The sequence below is a fragment of the Marinitoga sp. 1154 genome, from assembly GCF_013363285.1.
Classification (GTDB): Bacteria; Thermotogota; Thermotogae; order Petrotogales; family Petrotogaceae; genus Marinitoga.
On sequence record NZ_LBFB01000030.1, the window covers coordinates 1 to 20,140 of the forward strand.

Sequence of the window (20,140 nt, forward strand, 5' to 3'; positions counted from 1 at the left end):
TTATGATAGAAATAAAAGATATAAAATCATTATTATTCTATCTTGGGTTTATGACATTTGAAAAAGAAGGATTAAGGACATATTTAAAAATACCAAATTATTCAATGAAAAAAATATTCTCAGAATATTTCACAGAATACATAGAAGAAAGGCTAACAGAATATATAGACACAGATGAAATAGAAAATGCAATAATAACGATATTAGAAGACGGAGAAATAGAACCATTTGCAAAAGAAATAGAAAACCTATTGAACAAAATGGACAACAGAATATTCATGGGATTAGATGAAAAATACATAAAAGCAATAATGTATAGTTATTTAGTATTAACGCCATATGCAATGGTAAAAATGGAATATCCAGTAGAAAATGGGTATATAGACATAGCAATGTTCAAAAGATACGAAGAAGTGCCATATGAAGCGATAATAGAAGTAAAATACATAAAACAAAAAGGATACACAGAAGAAAAATTAAAAATGAAAATAAAACAGGCAAAAGAACAAATAGAAAAATACAAGAAATCATATGAATTAAACACAAAAAATGAAACGATGAAAAAGTATATAATCGTTTTTGTTGGTAAAGAAGCGAAGTATATTGAGGAAGTAAACTAATTCAAAAAGAATATTTGAAATAAAACCGTGAATAAAATCACGGTTTTATTTTTTTTATTTTATTATAATACAGATAACAAAAAAATAAAACAGCGGGAGGTTGATTTATGAATACAGTAGTTCTAATTTTAATCGCAGCGATATTTTTAATCTGGTCAATTTTTAAAAGCAAGGAAAAAACAAAAGAAAGTTTAATTTTATCAAAAAATTTGCTTGTCAAAACTTTTGTTGAAATTATAGGTGTTATGGCTCTTGTTGGTTTAGTATTAGCTATATTACCACCAGAATTAATAAAACAATTACTTGGTAATTCAAACGAATTTTTAAGTACTGTCTATGGTGCAGTTATAGGTGCTCTTACAATAATTCCAGCATTTATAGCGTTTCCTTTATCTAAATCACTTTATCAAAGTGGAGCGAATTTAACGGCAATTTCAGCATTTATTACAACATTAACAATGGTTGGATTTGCAACAATACCAATTGAAATCAAATATTTTGGTAAAAAATTTACTTTGCATAGATTATGGATTAGTTTTGTAGCTGCAATATTAATAGCTTCAGGAATGGCGGTGATATTATGAAAAAAATAATAAGTTTAATAAAAAATAATAAATTAATATTTATCAGTATAATTCTTTATACTATAGCATTTTTTGTAAAACCTGAAATCTTTTTTAAAGGTCTTGAAATGACAAAGGGCTTTTTAATAGAAATGATTGAGGTTATGCCACCAATACTTATTATTTCTTCTTTAATAACAGTCTGGGTTCCATCAGAAGTTATAATGAAGCATTTTGGGAAAGAATCCGGAATTAAGGGTAAATTTTTATCCATTTTTACAGGAGCCATATCTGCAGGTCCAATATATGCAGCATTTCCAGTAGCACAGGCTTTATTTTTAAAAGGTGCAAGTATTGCAAATCTTGTGATTATCATAAGTTCATGGGCTGTTGTAAAAGTCGTTATGTTTATGGTTGAGTCGAGTTTTTTAGGATTATCATTTGCTTTAACACGATATGCTTTAACAATTCCCGCAATATTAATTATGGGATATGTTATGGAAAAATTGGTTAAGAGAGAGGATATATTAGAGGAAATAGAAAATACTGAAATAATATATAATACTCCAAAAGAAGTTTTAAATGATCTTCCAAATATGAATTGTGGCGCATGTGGTTATGCTAATTGCAAATTATTTGCTGAAGGTGTTATACGTGGGGAAGTAAGTATAGATGATTGTGTAATAAGGGCAAAAGCCAGAAAGACAGCTTAACAAAAACCAGCCAGATGGCTGGTTTTTTTGTCGTGCTAAATTATAATAAATTATTTTATTCTTCATGCATAGTTTTACAAAAATTTAAAAGAAAATGTTATACTTATTATTGAGGTGATAATAATGGAATTTTTAGAGTATATTTTTGTATTACCAAAGCACATGGAAGAGAGTATGGAAACATTTTTTTCATTAAATGATTTTAAAAATTATTATATTGACAAACCAACAAAAGGACAGAATGTTATAAAAGTATATATTAACAAAAAAAATCCTGAAACTCATGTTATAGACTTTTTAAAAGATAATCTTGAATTACTTTCGAAAAAAGACATTACAGAAGATGATTGGTTAAAACCATGGCGTGATTCATTGAAACCATTTGAATTTATCAAAAATATCTGGATAATACCTGACCCGGATAAAGAGCATGATTTGCCGGATAACGTGAAAATAATAAAGATAATACCTGGCACAGCTTTTGGAACTGGATTGCATCCAACTACAAAGTTAGCTGCTAAAAATTTAATGAAGGTTGTTGACAATGGCTCAGATGTTCTTGATATAGGAACAGGCACAGGTATATTATCTATAATTTCTAAATTACATGGAGCAGATAATGTTTTAGCCATAGATTATGATATTTTAGCAGTCGAAAAAGCTAAGGAAACATTTGAATTAAATGGGTTGAATATAAGTGTAAAACAATCAGATTTGCTTTCTAAAATCGAAAAAGAAAAATTCGATATAATAATAGCAAATATTGTTGTTCCTATATTGATACGATTACTCAATGATGAAAAATTAGATGAAATATTAAATGAAAATGGTTATTTAATATTATCAGGAATAAACAAAGAAAGAGAAAAAGAAATAATTAACAGAATATTTGAAAAGGAATATAATATAATTTCAAGAGAGGAAGATTCTGGATGGATATCACTACTCCTACAAAAAAGGATATAGAAATAATAGAAAAACAAATAAACAGAGAACCTCATGAAATAATATCAATACCAAAAAGATGTTCATTTGATTTCCCACAGGTAATACAGAGTTTTCCACTAAAAGATGGAAAACCCTTTCCTACCCTCTATTGGTTAACCTGCCCTCATTTAACAAAAGAAGTTGGAAAACTGGAAGCTTCTGGCAAGATAAAAGAATGGGAAGAAGAAATTAAAAACAATGAAAATTTAAAAGAATTATATTTAAATGCTCATCTCGAAGAAAAAGAAAAGAGAAATGCATTTTTAAAAGATCAAGAAATATGGATTATTAAGAGATTTGAAAATATAGGAATAGGTGGTGTTAAAAATTTTGAAAGCATTAAATGTTTGCACTTACAGTTGGCATCATATTTAGGAGGAACAAAAAACCCTATTGGAGAAAGGGTGTGGCATAGCATTGAAAAGACGGAATGTGAGAACTGCATCTGTTGTTTATTATAGAGATATAAGAACACATATAGTAATATTTGTGCTGATTCTTTTTGGAATTTTAGCCATAATACGTAATATTTTGCTAAATGATTATACTGGAGCTACCAGTAATGGAATGAGATTTTTAGCTATTTTAATAATAAGATTTGGATTATACATCACTTCACCAGTAACCGACATATCGATATATACTTTTAGCATTTTTAATTTATTTAATATTGATATCTTTTATATAAATAATATAACTTTTGGAATATCATTGCTATTATCTTTTAGAGATATGCTAAGAGCAAGAAAATATATTTTCACAGATTCTTTAACGGGTTTATTAAATAGAAGATATTATGTTGAAATAATACCTAAGGTAATAAAGCTGAAAGAATATATTGGTAAAGATTTTGGAATAATTGTTCTGGATCTTGACAATTTTAAACCTGTAAACGATAAATTTGGTCATAAATCAGGAGATTATGTCTTAAAGAAAGTTGGAGAAATAATAAATAATTCTGTAAGAAAATCTGATCTTGCTATACGATATGGTGGTGATGAATTCGTTATTTTAGTCAGCACAAAAGATGAAAAAATTCTTGATGATATTATTAAAAGAATTGAAGAAAAAATAAAGGCAGACTTAAAAATATATAATGTTTCCGTATCTGCAGGGAAAAGTATGAAATTCAAAGATGATAATATTACAATAGATGAAATGTTCGAAAAAGCTGATAAAAACATGTATGAAAATAAAAAGAGGAGAAAACATGCTCGATAGAAATGTCCTGAAAAATATTCCTGATGAACCGGGAGTATACATTTTTAAAGATAAAAATTCAAAACCTATTTATATAGGTAAAGCGAAAAGAATTAAAAAGAGATTATCTTCTTATTTTAATGAATCGAATCAGAAAAAAAATGAAAAGGTTAAAGCTATTATTCAGAATGCAGAATATCTCGATTACATTGTTGTAAGAAATGAAGATGAAGCGTTAATTCTCGAATCAAATTTAATCTTTACACATAAACCGAAATATAATATATTGTTAAAGGATACACGTGTGTATCCTTATATTGCTATAACAAAGGAAGATTTTCCTCAAATAAAATTAGTTAGAACAAAAAAAGGAGAAAATGCAGAATTTTATGGACCTTATTCCAACGTTGGAATGGTGCGTGGAATAATAGAAATAATACAATGGGTTTATAAGGTCAGAACATGTGAAAGAAAACTCAACAGAAAAACAAAACCATGTTTTTTATTTCATCTTGGAAAGTGTTTTGCACCATGTTATGTTGATGTTGATAAGAAAGAATATAAAAAAGCTGTTGGTAAGATAAAAAGATTTTTAAAAGGGAATATAAAATCCATACGAAAATATATAGAAGAAAATATGAAACAGTATGCGAAAATATTAAATTTTGAAAGAGCTGCTCAATTAAGGGATTTGCTTTATAAGCTTGATAAATTGTTTGTTCCAATTGGAGTTGAAATGATTCATAATAAAAATATAGATATACTTGCTAGAGATAATGAATATCCTGTTGTAATTCTGCTAATTATAAGACAGGGTTATATAATCTCAAAATTAACCTTTACCATTGAGGGTAATATAAACGAATTTATACATCAATATTATATAATAAGAAAAAATATTATACCACAGGAAATTTGGATTAAAGATTTTGATAATTCTATAGACAGAGAAATTCTTCATTTTCTAAAAAATAACGGATTAAATGAAATTAAAGATTTAAAAGGTGAAAGCGAAGAATTATATGTTATTGCAACAAGAAATTTAGAAGAAGAAGTAAAAAAGCAAATAGATTTGGGAAACACTTTAAAACAGGCAAAGGAAATCTTATCTTTAAAGAAAATACCATATAGAATCGAAGGAATTGATATATCACATTTACAGGGGATGTATACTGTAGGTTCTTTAATCACTTTTGAAAATGGAAAACCAAAAAAAGAAGACTATAGAAGATACAGACTCAATGAGTTCAAAGAACCTAACGATTTTGAATCAATAAAAAGTATAATAAAAAGAAGATATACCAAACATCCACTTCCTGATTTATTATTCATAGATGGTGGAAAAGGGCAGGTTAATTCTGCTGTTAAAGCTTTAAATGAAATAGGATATACATTAAATGATGTTGATGTTATCGGAATAGCAAAAGAAGATGAAAGAATAGTGTTTCCTGGAGAAATTAAAGATTTACATCTTCCACTTGACCATCCCGTTTTAAGAATGTTGATTTTTATGAGGGATGAAACACATAGATTTGCTATAACATTGAATAGAAAATTAAGAACCAAAAGATTTGAAAAGTCCAAGCTTGATGATATTCAAGGAATTGGGCCAAAAAGAAAAAAAATGTTAATTTCTCATTTTGGTTCTATAAAAAACATCGCAAATGCCAGCTGGGAGGAAATAAATAAGGTTATAAAAAATGAAAAGGTTGCAAAAAAAATAAAAGAGTACTTTGATTAATTGGAGGCAAAATGAAAAAATATACAATAATTGGAATTATATTGATAATTATAATATGGCAAATTATCGCAATTTTAACTAATAATCCTCTTTTAATACCATTTCCTTATAATGTTTTTATGGAAATGTTGAAATTATTTAAGGATTACACCTTTTATTCAGACTTATTAAATACTTTTCTAAAAATAATAACAGGTTTTTTTATCTCATTATTAATAGGAATACCTATCGGTCTCATTTCTGGATTAAGTAAAAATTTTTTCAATATATTCAGACCATCTTTAATGCTAATTCAAAGTTCACCAGTAGTTTCGTATATTGCAATAGCAATGTTATGGTTTGGAATAGGTTTTTATACACCAGTATTTGTTGCTTTTATGGTTATATTTCCTGTAATAGTATTAAATATTTCTGAAGGTATTAAATCAACAGATAAAAAGTTAATCGAGATGGCTATGGTTTTCAATATAAGTAAAAAGAAAATACTTTTAAAAATATACTTTCCTTCTTTAATTCCCTTTTTGAAATCAACTTTAAATATGATATCTGGTAGTATGTGGAAATCTGTAGTAATTGGTGAATTCCTTGCCGGTGATAAAGGACTTGGCGTAAGTCTTGCTTTCTCTAAAATAGCTTTAAATACAGATAGAGTTTTTGCATATACAATATTGTTGTCTATATTTGGGTTGATTTCGGAAAAGTTAATCAAACTCCTGTCAAAAAGAAAAAGAAAAAAAATAGTCAAAAAGTCAAAAAATACTGCCGTTAATAAACCTGTTAATCAAAAAGAAAAGAAAAATACAGAAAATGTTATTATAAAAAATTTGAACAAAAATTTTGGAGAGAACGTCATATTATCCGGTTTTAACATTGTTTTTGAAAAGAAAAAAATAAATATACTACTTGGAGAATCCGGGATTGGGAAAACCACAATATTAAACATACTATCTCAAATTATAGAAAAGGATGCTGGTGAAATAGCTATACACGGTAAAATTGGATATGTTTTTCAGGATGACAGGCTTGTTCCATGGTTAAGCACATATGAAAATATTAAATTAATTAAAGAGAATGTGTCTTATGAAGAGATAAAGATATTCTTAAAATTACTAAATCTTGATGAAAACGTATTATATAAATATCCAGATGAACTTTCAGGAGGGATGAAAAAGCGCATAAATATATTAAGAACTATAATCTATGATCCGGATATTATTTTAATGGATGAACCATTTTCGTCACTGGACATATCAACAAAATATAAAATTATGGAGGAATTTAAAAATATACAGAAAGAAAAACATTATACTGTTATTATGGTAACACATGATCCCTTTGAAGTTTCAACATTAGGAGAAAATGTATTCATATTAAAAGGAGAACCTTTAAAAATAAAAAAAGAATTAAAGTTTAAGAATGCTGTGTGTCGTACAATGGATGATAATCATAATATACTTTATAAAATTAACAAAATACTGTTAGATTAATTTAATTATTTTCTAAGGAAATTCTAAGAAAAGTAAGCGAAAATATTTTTAGAAGATTACCAATGGAGGTGATAGGATGAAAAAAATGGTTATGTCAATAATGCTATTATTGTTGGTAGTATCATCCTTTGCATTTGTGAATCCAGATTATGTTTCACCAGTGGTAAATGTTGTTAATGAAGCTGCACCGGCTGTAGTTAATATTGAAGCGGTTGGACATAGAAAAGCTTCAATAGATCCTTTTTTTGAGGATTTTTATAAACGATTTTTTGGTGAATCTCCATGGACACAGGATAGAGAATTTAAAGCTCTTGGAACAGGGTTTATTTTTGATAAAAGAGGATATATCCTGACAAATTATCATGTTGTTGAAAATGCTGATGAAATTACAATAACAACACTAAAGGGAAAAAAGTATAAAGCAAATTATGTAGGCGGAGATAAAGATTTGGACATAGCAGTATTACAGGTTAAAACAAAAGATGTATTGCCTGTTATAGAGCTCGGAGACTCAGATAATATTCAGATAGGAGAATGGGCTATAGCAATAGGTAATCCTCTGGGATTCAAACATACTGTAACATTAGGTGTTGTAAGTGCCATTCATAGAAAAATTCCAAAACCTGATGGAAGAGGATATTATGCTGATTTAATCCAAACAGACGCTGCAATTAATCCAGGGAACAGTGGTGGTCCTTTACTAAATATACATGCTCAGGTTATAGGTATTAATACAGCAATAATAAATCCAACAGAAGGACAAAATCTGGGATTCGCTATACCTATTAATTTTGCAAAACGCTTTGCAGAAGCTCTAATAAACACCGGAAAAGTTTCAAAAGCTTATCTGGGTGTATATATACAAAATGTTACAGAAACACTGGCTAAAACATTTGGACTGAAGGTTAATAAAGGTGCATTTGTAAGTGATATTGAAAAAGGTTCTCCTGCACAAAAAGCGGGAATAAAACCGGGTGATGTTATTGTAAAAATAGATAATAAAGAAATAAACAGCGCTGATGAATTGGTATACATAGTAAAAACATATCCAGCTGGTGAAAAAATAGATGTTGTTGTTAATAGAAAAGGCAAAGAAATAACCTATGAAATAACTTTAGCCGAAAGAGCTGAATTTGCAAAAGCTACAAATGATTATTATCTTGGATTAAAAGTACGCGATTTAACACCAGAAGATATTAATGAGTATAAACTTCCAAAAGATATGTATGGCGTAATGGTTGAAGATGTAAAAGACGGATCAGAAGCACAATATGTAAATATCAAAAAAGGCGATATCATTATGGAAATGTACGTTAACGGAAAAGGTGAAAAATTGCAATCCATTAAGGAATTTCAAAAATTAGTATCAAAAATCAAAAAAGGTGATTATATAGGATTTATAATATTTAGAGATGGTTATAGAATGTCAGTATATTTCAGTTATATGGGAAAATAATCTAAATTCTAAAAACGAGGCAAAATGCCTCGTTTTTTCATATCCGTTTAAATTAATCAATTTCATTTATTTTACCTTAGATGGACTTTCAAAGTTTGTTTTGATAAACCATATATGTAATTTGACTCCATTTTCTTCTTCTAATATATATTCAAAATCTTTTATTGTATTTGAATATATTATTAACCATCCCTCTTTTAACCCTTTTCTTTTTATATATTCTTTTATTTGTTTTTTACTTTTTTCATAATCATTTCCTGTTATGTTTGCTTTTATTTCTATTAAATATTCTTTGTTACGCATATTTATTAATAAGTCTATCCTTCCTCCGCCAACATGTGTTTCAGGATATACTTTTCCATCTGCAGCTTCTACATATAATCCAAGAAATTGATCAAGATTGTATTGATATACTCCTTCGTAATAGTTTCTGCCTTTGAACATTACTGCTCCTCGTTCTTTTATGTATCTTATATACCTTTTCATCAATTTGTTTAAATCCAAGCTTCCATCTTCTTTTATATATGGTTTTATTGTATCTTTTATTGTTGCCATATAATTTTTTTCTCCGTTAATTTGTGGTTTGAAATGATTGTATAATTTTTTATAATATAACGGTACTTTTACACAACATTTACCGTCACAGTCATCTATTACCCCATTTAAATATAGGAATTTTATTCTATCATCACTTATATCAAATTCAACACTTTCTGGCTCAAATAATATTTTCATCATTAATTCTTTTTCTTTTTTCGCTTTTGATATTATATTTTCCATGTTTTTATCTATGTATTTCCTTATATAATCATATAATGTTTTTTCAAAATGTTTTTCTGTTATTATTTTTTCTCCTTTTGCTTTTTTCATTACTAAATCATATGCAAGTCCATTTGTTAATCCTGGTTGTCCTGCTGCGTTGTGCCATATTAATTCTTTTACTTTTTCTTCGAATATTTGTCCTGTTTCTTTTTCATGTTGTGAAAGTAAATCATATACTTGTTCTTTTGTAAAGTATGGCACTTCTAAATGTTCTGCAATATTAAACGGACTGGCATTGTCTTCTAATATTCCGCTTAGATATCCTACGCTTATTAATATTACACTTCTGAGTTTGTATATTTCCCTATCATGATATATTTTTCTTATCGTATGTAAAAATTTGTTCATTAATTTTTCATTATCAAATTTTTCAAATTCATCTATCATTAATACCACTTCTTTTTTTGTTGCTTCATATATTTTGTCTATAATCTTGTTTATTTCCCTTACATTTTTATATTCTTCCTTTTTTATTCCTATTTTTATATTTTGATTTTTTAATTTTTTTATTATATCTTCTAAAAATACTTCTATAAACTCTTTTTCATCTTCTAAGCCATCATAATCCTCAAAAGATATAAAAATAGGTAAATATTTTTCTTTTGTTTTTTCAACTATATCTTTTAACAATGTTGTTTTTCCACTTTGTCTTGGTGCTGATACTGTAAAGTATCTCCAATTTTCTATATGGTCAAGCGCTTCTTTCATTATATCGGGTCTTTCCACATAATAACATGTTTTTTTATCAACGGGACCACTTGTGCAGAATCTTCTCATTATCTCACCTCCGGTGTTACACGCTTACAGCGGGTTATAGGATAATAATTTATTATTTTAAAATAAAAACTTTTTAATATTTGCAAAGCAAATATTCACGCCTACGGTGGGTAATAGGTTTAAAAATGGTTTTTAATTAAAGAAAAAACTTTTGAGCTATCGCTCTCCTTTTCCCTTAGATTTTTTATACCTAAAAAATCTAAGCGTGAATGTAAGCCGTCAAAAAAACAGGACGTTTTTTTGAGTGAAGCTTTTTCATGGATGAAAAATCGATGCGACGGCTGAGAATGAATAATTTTAAGGATAATCGCTGCCTGAGTGAATTTGACTTTTTAGACATCGTATGATAATATTTTTCTTCCAAAAAGTCATATATAGAATTATTTTACCTTTGACGGATTTTTAAAATTTGTTTTTATAAACCATATATGTAATTTTATTCCATTTTCTTCTTCTGTTATATATTCAAAATCTTTTATTGTATTTGAATATATTATTAACCATCCATCTTTTATCCCTTTTCTTTTTATATATTCTTTTATTTGCTTTTTTGATTTTTCATATTGATCTTCATCTATATTTGCTTTTATTTCTATTAAGTATTCTTTGTTGTTTAAATTTATCAATAAATCTATTCTTCCTCCGCCTATTTGTGTTTCAGGATATACTTTTCCATCTGCTGCTTCTACATATAATCCAAGAAATTGATCAAGATTGTATTGATATACTCCTTCGTAATAGTTCCTGCCTTTGAACATTATTGCTCCTCTTGATTTTATATATTCTATATATCTTTTCATCAATTTGTTTAAATCCAGACTTCCATCTTTATTTAGATATTTTTTTATACTTTCATCAAATGGTTTCATTTGCGATTTTTCTCCGTTAATTTGTGGTTTAAATCTTGCATATAATGCTTTGTAATACAACGGCACTTTCACACAGCATATACCTTCACAATTGTCTATTACTCCGTTTAAATATAAGAATTTTATGTTTTCATCATATATATTAAATTCTACATTATTTGGTTCAAATAATATTTTCATCATTAATTCTTTTTCTTTTTTTGCTTTGTTTATTATATTTGATATGTTTTTGTCTATATATACTCTCATATAATCATATAATGTTTTTTCAAAATGTTTTTCTGTTATTATTTTTTCTCCTTTTGCTTTTTTCATTACTAAGTCATATGCAAGTCCATTGGTTAATCCTGGTTGTCCTGCAGCGTTGTGCCATATTAATTCTTTTACTTTTTCTTCGAATATTTGTCCTGTTTCTTTTTCGTGTTGTGAAAGTAAATCATATACTTGTTCTTTTGTAAAGTATGGCACTTCTAAATGTTCTGCTATGTTGAATGGACTGGCATTGTCTTCTAATATTCCGCTTAGATATCCTACGCTTATTAATATTACACTTCTGAGTTTGTATATTTCCCTATCATGATATATACTTCGTATTACATGTAAAAATGTATTCATTATTTCTTCATTATTTAGTTTTTCAAATTCATCTATTATTAGTATTATATTTTTTTGAGTTGTTTCATAGATTTTATCTACTATATCTTCTATTTCTCTTATCCTTTTATATTTTTTATTAAATTCTATTTTTATATTTTCTTTCATTAATTTTTTTCTTGTCTTCTTCAAAAATACTTCCATAAACTCTTCTTCTTTTTTTATTCCTCCAAAACTTTCAAAAGATATAAATATTGGCAAATATTTATCCTTTATTTTTTCAACTATATCATTTAACAATGTTGTTTTTCCACTTTGTCTTGGTGCTGATACTGTAAAGTATCTCCAATTTTCTATATGGTCAAGTGCTTCTTTCATTATATCGGGTCTCTCAACATAATAACAGGTCTTTTTATCAACAGGTCCACTTGTACAGAATCTTCTCATGATTCACCTCCGGTGTTACACGCCTACGGCGGGTTATAGGATTAAAAATAGATATTAATAAAAAACATCTGAATAATTGCTCCGCAAATATACACGCTACGGTGGGTAATAGGATTAAAATTTTTAGATTTAAATATAAAAAAACATTTCTATATTTGCTCCGCAAATATACACGCTGCCGCGGGTTATAGGATAATAATTTATTATTTTAAAATAAAAACTTTTTAATATTTTCAAAGAAAATATTCACGCCTACGGCGGGCATCGGTTTAAATTTTTTTGATTTTTATCCACTTGAATTATATCACATTTCAGTAACTTCATTCCCAATCTATTCCACAACTATTCCCATGCAAGAACAAAATAAGATATACTACATTCGTCAGCGCTGATAAATGACGAAGTTATTTATTTAAATTAAAAAAACATCGTATTAACCTGCCGGCAGGAAAAATCTAATTTATAATAGAAAAAATTGGACCTGATGATGTATTTAGGGGGTCCCTCTTCAGAAAGAGATAGCCGTATTTACAGTTTTAGGTTCAGGATGTTCAAGGTGTAAACAAACATATAAAATTATGCAAATAGCAATGGAGGAAATGGGAAAAAAGGTAGAGTTAATATTTGTTTTATGAAAATATGATATAATCGTATTAGCATCGAATTGGAGGTTGATTATATGTTCTGGTTTAAAAAAAAGAAAAAGGATATATCTAAAAATCCTTTTTATAATGAATCAAATTCACTCGTTTTATATTTTAAATGTGATAAATGCGGAGAAAAGTTTAGAAGTTATTTAAGGAAAGGATATGATTTTTCAACATCATATGAAGGCAAGGCTGTTTATGTTATAAATAAAGAATATGTTGGTTCCAAATGTTCAGAAAAGATAAATTTAATTGCGGAATTTGACGGGAATTATAGATTATTAAACTTTGAATTACTTGGCGGAACTCCTATAAGTAAAGACGATTTCATGGAGGAATAAGATGGAAGGATGGATACCAACCAAAAGATTACTAAAAATTACAGAATTTGCTGATAAATTATGTGGCAATGTTGAACCAATTCATCGATATATTTACCTATATTTCGATAAAGTTTTAAGAGTTTCCATGACAGATGGTTGTGCTGTGGCTAATATTCTCTTTTCAAAAGAGTTTTTTCCTTTTGAAAAAGTCTATAAAATTCCTATTCAGCATTTAAAAGGATTACTTAAAGGATTGAATGAAAAAGAAAATCCTTTTATAAGAATGTTAGCATTAGATGAAGGACTAAAAATAGAGTTAGAAAATATGGTTTTAAATATAGAAAGTGAAAACGATAAAAAACCTGTATTTAAAATAAAAGAACCGATATTAATTTCAAGTGTTAATTTAAAATCTTTCATAAAATCCCTTGATTTTTGTAGTATTCAGGGGATGGAAGGGGATTTAATAAGGATTTCTTCATATAAAGAAGATGTATATGGATATTTTTCAGGATATAATATATATACATATAGCTATCTTGGAAAAACTTCAAAAAGTTTTTCTATTGAAATCCCCTATGTCACCATTCGACATCTGGTAAAATCGCTCTCTTTAATTTCTGATGAAAAAATTGATTTATATCTTAATACCAATGCCCTTTTAATTAAAAGCAAAGGATTATATATAAATGTATGTAATAATAAAATTTCAGATAATTTTAAAATTGATTTTAATTTTAAACCTTTAGAAGAATTAAAAATAAACACAGAAGAATTTAAAAAAATTCTGAATAAAATATATACGACATTACCTTCGAATATTAAAATATATATAATATTTGGAAAAGATTCTTATATTATAGCTAAAGATAAAAACACAACGATAACATGGAAACTGAATTTAAAATTTAAATATAAATATCTTATAGAAATAAATCCCAGAAAATTCCGTTCATTGCTTTCAAGATTAAAAAATAAAGTTCTCATAAAAACAAATGAAAATAGTATTTTATTTATCGATAATAATAATTTTTTAGACATAAAAGTAAAAGAATTTTCTAAATAAATTATTCTATATACACATAATCCAGAACTTTAACTATTCTCAAAGAATGTTCTTTGCTTAAATCTATTGTTTCACTATGATCAACTTTTATTAAAGGACGTATTTTATTAGTTCTATTTGAAGCAATTACTGTTCCAAATTTTCCATCACTAAGCTGAACCCTTGTTCCTGCAGGATATATACCAAAAGCATTTATCAATCCACGGGCCAACTCTCCATCAAATTGTTTTTCAACATTTGTTAATATAAATGATATTGTTTTATATGGCGTCCATGGACCTTTATAACTTCTTGTACTTGTTAAAGCATCATAAACATCTGCAATTGATATGATTTTACCAAATGTTGTTATTTGTTCCTTTTTCTTTCTCTCAAGATAACCTCTTCCGTCGATTCTTTCGTGATGTTCATATATTCCACCTATAATGTTAGGGTCTTTTATATTATTTTCCATAGCTAAATTTTTCCCAAATAATACATGATTTCTCATTGTATTCATTTCACTTTCAGTTAAAGCTCTTGGAGCGTTCATAATTTCAATAGGAACCTGTGTTTTTCCAATATCATGTAAAAGAGCTGAAATAGAAACATTTAACAATTCATCCCCAATTATACCATTTTCTATAGCCAACAAAGAACTGATAATCATAACGTTCAATGAATGTGAATATAAATACTCATCAAAATCTTTTAATTTTTTCAAAGGTACAAATAATTGATCAGAATAATTGTTTTCCAAATCTTCTTTTATAGATGCGGCTATACTTATTACCGAATCAATATCAATATCTCCGCTTTTTTCCAGTGTTTTAAACACTTCTTTTATTTTCTTATAGTTTAAATCAAGCTTTTCTTTACTTATAACTCCATGATTTTCAGCTTCTTTTTTTAATTCCTTCAATACATCTAACTTCTTTACTGGGATATTAAAAATTCCAGCTTTTTTTAAGGTATAAATGACAATTTCATTTACTTCTGTTCCTTTTTTTAAAATGACTTTGCCGGTTGTATCACGAATATCCATTGCAAGTACCATGCCAAATTTAGCCTTGTTAAGAGGTACTATTTTCATTCAATCACCTCTTTTATGTAAATATTTGTATCCGGTCCAGTTTTTATCGTTTCATTATCTACCAATACTTCGGGGAAAAATTCTATTTCATTTCTTTTTAAAACAATTCCTGTTGTTCCGTTACTTAATTTAACCTTTGTGCCGGTAGGATAATAACCTGTTATTTCATATAATAAACTAACATAATATGGATCAAAAATAAATCCACACTTTTTTAATATCCATGACAATGCCTGATATGGTGTATATCCTAATTCTGTTAATGATGTATATGCATCAGCAACCTGAGTAATTCTAACAAGAGGAGGTATCTTTTCTCCTTTTAAATGAAACTTACCTTTTCCATCATATCTTTCGTGATGATATAATACGCTTTCTATAATTTCATGATTCAATGTTGCTTTTAAATCCTGTAGTTTTTTATAAGCAACTATATTGTGTATAAGAGCATTTTTCTCTTCACTTTCAAAATCATTAATAATACGTTCATCTAACATGGCATAGCCAATATCATGTATAAGCGCAAACTTCACAGTTTGCTTATACATAATATATGGAGTTTCTATTTTTTTCGCAATTATAGAGACGATTATAGCAGTATTTAATGAATGATAGGTTAAACTATCATTCCCAAAAGAATTCATAAAATTCAAAATAAAATATTCTTTTACATCCAATATTTTATATATTTCTTCTGTTATATTGTTTAAAGATACATATATTTCTTCTTTGGAAAAATGGTGAAATAAATCATTAATAGAATTTATCCATTTGCTATAAACAACTTCATCAACAATATTTGGAAGGTTTTCAAAATTTTTTTGTATAAATCCAACTGCAGTTTCCGATTCTGCAATTTCAATTTCTATAATATCACTGCGTAATAATTGATCAATGTTTTTTTGATCAAGTTTTTGCCCCTTCTTTAAATTCAAATTATCTTTTAAACTATAAATATCCTCTCCAACTATCATACCTGGAGTTAAACTATTTATTTTTACTTTCAAAATCCCAACTCCATTTATTTTGGTTTAACAATAGAAATATATGGCTTTTGACTAAAAATTTCATTGGATACATTAATTATATCCTCATCAGTCTGAATATTAATTTTATTTACTATTTCATCTATATCAATTAGTTTGTCAAAAGACAGATAATAGTCTAATGCCAAAAAACCAAAATTTAACCCATTTTCTGTTTCAAGCATATATCTACCAGATAACCTTTTCTTTCCATATTTTATCCATTTTTCAAATGTATCTATATTTTTTAAATTTTCATTAATAGAGTTATTGAGTTTCTCAAAATTTTGTGGAACAGTAGCTGCAAATATAGTAAATGTACCTGTATCATTATAAGCAGAATAATCTGCAGTAATTTCATAAGCCAATCCCAGTTCTTCTCTGATTTTTGTAAATAATAATGAACTCATTCCGCTTCCTAAAAATGTTTTTAAAATTGCAGCAGGATAAAAACCGGATGACATTTTTGATGGAGCTTTAAATGAATATGCAATATATATTTGAGAAAGTTCTTCTTTTTCTTTTTCAATTTTTTCAACTTTTTCATTAAAAGTTGGACTTTTAAATGGATATTTTTCTCCTTCTCTATCTGGAATCAATCTTTCTATATTCAACAAAAGCTTTTCTAATTCTTTTTCCGGCCCTACAAGAGTTAAAACTATATTTTGTGGAGTATATTTTTCGAGATAATATTCTTTTAACATTTGTGAATTTAATTTAGATACGCTCTCTTTTGTGCCAAGTACAGGGAATGAAAATTCATTTGCAAACATGATTTTATTTAATTGTTCAAATGTATTTTCAACAGGTTCATCTTCATACATAGCAATTTCATCTAAAACTATTCTTTTCTCTTTTTCAATATCTTCTTTATTAAATTTAGCATTAAATATGATATCTAATATAATTTCCACTCCAATTTTTGAAGCAATTAAAGGAACTTTTGCATAGTATGCAGTTAAATTTTTCCCTGTAAAAGCATTTAAGGACCCACCAAATTCCTCGATGGGCCTTTTTATTTCTTCCATATTTCTGTTTTCTGTTCCTCTAAATACTGAATGTTCTATTAAATGCGATATTCCAGAAAGTTCAGCAGGTTCATGAGCGGAACCACCCCGTATAGCAGCAATTATCGACACACTTCTAACATTGTTTCTTGGAATTAATAAAACATCTAATCCTTTATTCAGCGTCCTTTTTATGATCATTTTTTTCCTCCGGTCTTTGATAATTTTTTCTTCTATGATTTTTTCTTTCTGCTGTTTTTTCACCAAATTTTTTCAATTGAATCCTACCATTATCATCAATACTTATTATTTCCACTTTCATAATATCGCCAATTTTGATACTTTTTAACAATTCTTTGGCATCTTTTCCTAAATTCGACATATGTAATAATCCTAATTTTCCTGGAATAATTTCAACAAACAATCCATAATTTTCTATTCTGGATACTTTTCCTTCGAAAACTTCTCCTTCTTTAACTTCTTTAATTAAACTTTCAATATATTTAATGGCATTATCTATATTCTGAACGTTGTGACCACTTACCTTTGTCAATCCAGTTTCATCATCTATAGAAATCTCAACATCAAAATCTTTATGTATTCCTTTTATTACTCTTCCACCAGGTCCTATAACCTCTGATATTTTGTCAATAGGTATTTTCGTTGTTTTTATTAAAGGTGCATACGGAGATAACTCTTTTTTTGGTTCTGAAATTGTATTATACATAATGTCTAAGATATGCAGTCTGGCGACTCTTGCTCTTTCTAAAGCTTCTTTTAATACCTCTTCATTCACTCCAGCTACCTTAACATCCATTTGAAATGCAGTAATACCATCCCTTGTTCCTGTAACTTTAAAGTCCATATCACCAAGATGATCTTCCATACCTAATATATCTGTTAATACAACAAATTTTTCATCTTCAAAAATTAATCCCATAGCAACACCAGCAACATGTTTTGGTATAGGAACACCTGCATCCATCAATGCTAACGAACCAGAACATACTGTAGCCATGGATGAAGAACCATTTGATTCTAATATTTCAGAAACAATTCTGATAATATAAGGAAATTCTTCTTCGGTAGGCAACATATTTTTTAGAGCTCTTTCAGCTAAATGTCCATGTCCTATCTCTCTTCTACTTAGCCTTAACCCTTTTACCTCTCCTGTAGAAAATGGAGGAAAATTATAGTGGAGCATAAATCGGCGTTCTCCTTCTTCAAATACTGTGTCTATTATTTGAACATCCATAGGTTCGCCAAGAGTAACAACTCCTAAACTTTGCGTTTCTCCTCTTGTAAACAATGCAGACCCATGTGTTTTTTCAAATAACCCTATTTCACATGTAATCGGCCTTATTTCATCTATTTTTCTTCCATCTGCTCTTATATTCTTTTCTATTATCATTTTTCTCATTAATTTCTTAATCTTTTCATCAAAAGATTCATATAAAAATTTCTTATACTTCTCATAATTTTCGTTATCCCATTTTTCAACATATTTTGTCTGGAATTCTTCTAATAATTCTTTTCTATATGAATCCAATGCATCGTCTCTGTCTTTTTTACCTTTTACCAAGATTCTTTTTTCTAATTCTTCATCATTTATCAATTTTTCAAAATCTTCAACAAATCCTTCTGGGATTTCAGGAGAAATCACTTCCCATTTTTCTATATTAAATTCTGAAACCACTTTTTCCTGAAATTCTATAATCTGTTTAATCGCCTCATGAGCATATAAAAGAGCTTTTACCATTTCATCTTCTGATACTTCTAAAGATTCTCCTTCAACCATAGTTATAGCCTCTTTTGTTCCAGCAACAACTATATCCATTCTGCTATTTTTCAATTCTTCCTGAGTAGGAAATACAACAAATTTTTCATCAACGTATCCCAATCTAACTCCTGCAACCATACCCTCAAATGGAATAGGAGATAAATTCAAAGCAAAAGAAGCTCCTGTTATTCCCCAGGTTTCAATACTGTCATCATTATCCATTGAAAATGCTGTAACTATAACCTGTATATCATTATGAAAATCTTTCGGGAATAAAGGTCTAATAGGTCTATCTATTAATCTGGAAGACAAAATAGCTTCACTGCTTGGTCTGCCTTCTCTTTTTAAAAAACCACCTGGTATTTTACCAACTGCATAAAATTTTTCCTGAAATTCTACGGTTAGAGGAAGAAAATCAATACCTTCTTTTGCTTCTTTTGAAGCAGTTGCGGTAACTAATATTGCTGATTTTCCATATTTTAATAAAATAGATCCATGTGCTTGTTTGGCCATTTTTCCATGTTCAATAATTAATTTTCTGCCAAAAATTTCTGTTTCCCATACTTTCATCTATATCACCCCTTTTGAAATAATTATAACATAAATTCTGTTAAATATACAAAATTTTACATTTTGCCAATTAATAACAATAAAAAAAAATATAACAAATCCAAATGGATTTGTTAGAACATTAACTTTTTTTATTTTTTATTTTTGGATTATTAAAATATAACAAATCCCAAAGGGATTTGTTATATTTTAAACTGATTCAATTTTTTGTTTAGTTCTTCTACTAATTTTTCTAATTCTTCTGCTCTTTCATTTACATTCTCTATTTCTTTGCTTTCTTCTTCTATATCTTTTGTTATTTCGTTTATTTCATTTGATATTTCCAGTATCATTTGCGCTGTTTTATCGCTCGCAGCTGCCATTTCTTCTGTCGA

General features: G+C 27.8%; 18 protein-coding genes and 1 pseudogene. 12 read left to right on the plus strand and 7 right to left on the minus strand.

From position 1 onward, the window contains the following. The 9 genes from XO12_RS10115 to XO12_RS10155 form a co-directional block, all read left to right on the plus strand. A partial coding sequence (locus XO12_RS10115; RefSeq protein ID WP_175420237.1) for a PD-(D/E)XK nuclease domain-containing protein occupies nucleotides 1-620 on the plus strand: 620 nt, incomplete at its 5' end. A gap of 107 nt (nucleotides 621-727) precedes the next feature. Continuing rightward, nucleotides 728-1,204, plus strand: a complete 477-nt coding sequence (locus XO12_RS10120; protein ID WP_047266026.1) for a permease — start codon at nucleotides 728-730, stop codon at nucleotides 1,202-1,204. Then, on the plus strand, nucleotides 1,201-1,896 hold the full coding sequence (locus XO12_RS10125) for a permease (RefSeq protein ID WP_047266025.1): 696 nt from the start codon (nucleotides 1,201-1,203) through the stop codon (nucleotides 1,894-1,896). Before XO12_RS10120 ends, XO12_RS10125 begins: the two co-directional genes overlap by 4 nt. Nucleotides 1,897-2,019: 123 nt before the next feature. Further along, entirely contained in the window at nucleotides 2,020-2,862 is an 843-nt protein-coding gene (locus tag XO12_RS10130; protein WP_175420238.1) for a 50S ribosomal protein L11 methyltransferase, read from the plus strand. Continuing rightward, nucleotides 2,829-3,344 carry a DUF501 domain-containing protein gene (locus tag XO12_RS10135; protein ID WP_175420239.1) on the plus strand — a complete coding sequence of 172 codons (516 nt, stop codon included), beginning with the start codon at nucleotides 2,829-2,831 and terminating at the stop codon, nucleotides 3,342-3,344. The genes XO12_RS10130 and XO12_RS10135 overlap by 34 nt, the downstream gene beginning before the upstream one ends. Then, on the plus strand, nucleotides 3,301-4,104 hold the full coding sequence (locus XO12_RS10140) for a GGDEF domain-containing protein (protein WP_156166155.1): 804 nt from the start codon (nucleotides 3,301-3,303) through the stop codon (nucleotides 4,102-4,104). The genes XO12_RS10135 and XO12_RS10140 overlap by 44 nt, the downstream gene beginning before the upstream one ends. Beyond that, complete coding sequence (gene uvrC, locus XO12_RS10145) at nucleotides 4,070-5,824, plus strand: excinuclease ABC subunit UvrC (RefSeq protein ID WP_254867727.1); 1,755 nt, start codon at nucleotides 4,070-4,072, stop codon at nucleotides 5,822-5,824. Before XO12_RS10140 ends, uvrC begins: the two co-directional genes overlap by 35 nt. Nucleotides 5,825-5,835: 11 nt before the next feature. After that, a complete protein-coding gene (locus tag XO12_RS10150; RefSeq protein ID WP_175420240.1) occupies nucleotides 5,836-7,311 on the plus strand; it encodes an ATP-binding cassette domain-containing protein in 1,476 nt (491 codons plus the stop codon). A gap of 76 nt (nucleotides 7,312-7,387) precedes the next feature. Next, nucleotides 7,388-8,767, plus strand: a complete 1,380-nt coding sequence (locus XO12_RS10155) for a Do family serine endopeptidase (RefSeq protein ID WP_047266021.1) — start codon at nucleotides 7,388-7,390, stop codon at nucleotides 8,765-8,767. A 66-nt stretch (nucleotides 8,768-8,833) separates the two neighbouring features. Here XO12_RS10155 and XO12_RS10160 read toward each other — a convergent pair whose 3' ends face one another. Continuing rightward, complete coding sequence (locus tag XO12_RS10160) at nucleotides 8,834-10,366, minus strand: AAA-like domain-containing protein (protein ID WP_175420241.1); 1,533 nt, start codon at nucleotides 10,364-10,366, stop codon at nucleotides 8,834-8,836. A 380-nt stretch (nucleotides 10,367-10,746) separates the two neighbouring features. Beyond that, nucleotides 10,747-12,276: an AAA-like domain-containing protein gene (locus XO12_RS10165; protein WP_175420242.1), complete on the minus strand. Its 1,530-nt coding sequence runs from the start codon at nucleotides 12,274-12,276 to the stop codon at nucleotides 10,747-10,749. A 518-nt stretch (nucleotides 12,277-12,794) separates the two neighbouring features. Here XO12_RS10165 and XO12_RS11665 point away from each other — a divergent pair. Genes XO12_RS11665 through XO12_RS10180 form a run of 3 tightly spaced genes read left to right on the plus strand, consistent with a single transcriptional unit; the run spans nucleotide 12,795 to nucleotide 14,312 of the window. Continuing rightward, nucleotides 12,795-12,911, plus strand: coding sequence for a thioredoxin family protein (locus XO12_RS11665; RefSeq protein WP_175420247.1), 117 nt, complete (start codon nucleotides 12,795-12,797; stop codon nucleotides 12,909-12,911). 44 nt (nucleotides 12,912-12,955) lie between these two features. Beyond that, nucleotides 12,956-13,264 carry a hypothetical protein gene (locus tag XO12_RS10175; RefSeq protein ID WP_047266268.1) on the plus strand — a complete coding sequence of 103 codons (309 nt, stop codon included), beginning with the start codon at nucleotides 12,956-12,958 and terminating at the stop codon, nucleotides 13,262-13,264. A 1-nt stretch (nucleotide 13,265) separates the two neighbouring features. Then, nucleotides 13,266-14,312 (plus strand): hypothetical protein, encoded by a 1,047-nt coding sequence (locus XO12_RS10180; protein ID WP_047266267.1) that lies wholly within the window; start codon nucleotides 13,266-13,268, stop codon nucleotides 14,310-14,312. Nucleotide 14,313: 1 nt separating this feature from the next. Here XO12_RS10180 and XO12_RS10185 read toward each other — a convergent pair whose 3' ends face one another. The 5 genes and pseudogenes from XO12_RS10185 to XO12_RS10205 form a co-directional block, all read right to left on the minus strand. Next, complete coding sequence (locus tag XO12_RS10185) at nucleotides 14,314-15,384, minus strand: HD-GYP domain-containing protein (protein ID WP_175420243.1); 1,071 nt, start codon at nucleotides 15,382-15,384, stop codon at nucleotides 14,314-14,316. Continuing rightward, nucleotides 15,381-16,391 (minus strand): HD-GYP domain-containing protein, encoded by a 1,011-nt coding sequence (locus XO12_RS10190; protein WP_175420244.1) that lies wholly within the window; start codon nucleotides 16,389-16,391, stop codon nucleotides 15,381-15,383. The genes XO12_RS10185 and XO12_RS10190 overlap by 4 nt, the downstream gene beginning before the upstream one ends. A gap of 14 nt (nucleotides 16,392-16,405) precedes the next feature. Next, nucleotides 16,406-17,617: a pitrilysin family protein gene (locus tag XO12_RS10195; RefSeq protein ID WP_047266264.1), complete on the minus strand. Its 1,212-nt coding sequence runs from the start codon at nucleotides 17,615-17,617 to the stop codon at nucleotides 16,406-16,408. Beyond that, complete coding sequence (gene pnp / locus XO12_RS10200) at nucleotides 17,592-19,766, minus strand: polyribonucleotide nucleotidyltransferase (protein WP_175420245.1); 2,175 nt, start codon at nucleotides 19,764-19,766, stop codon at nucleotides 17,592-17,594. The genes XO12_RS10195 and pnp overlap by 26 nt, the downstream gene beginning before the upstream one ends. Before the next feature lie 182 nt (nucleotides 19,767-19,948). After that, a pseudogene (locus tag XO12_RS10205) lies at nucleotides 19,949-20,140 on the minus strand (hypothetical protein); the annotation flags it as partial.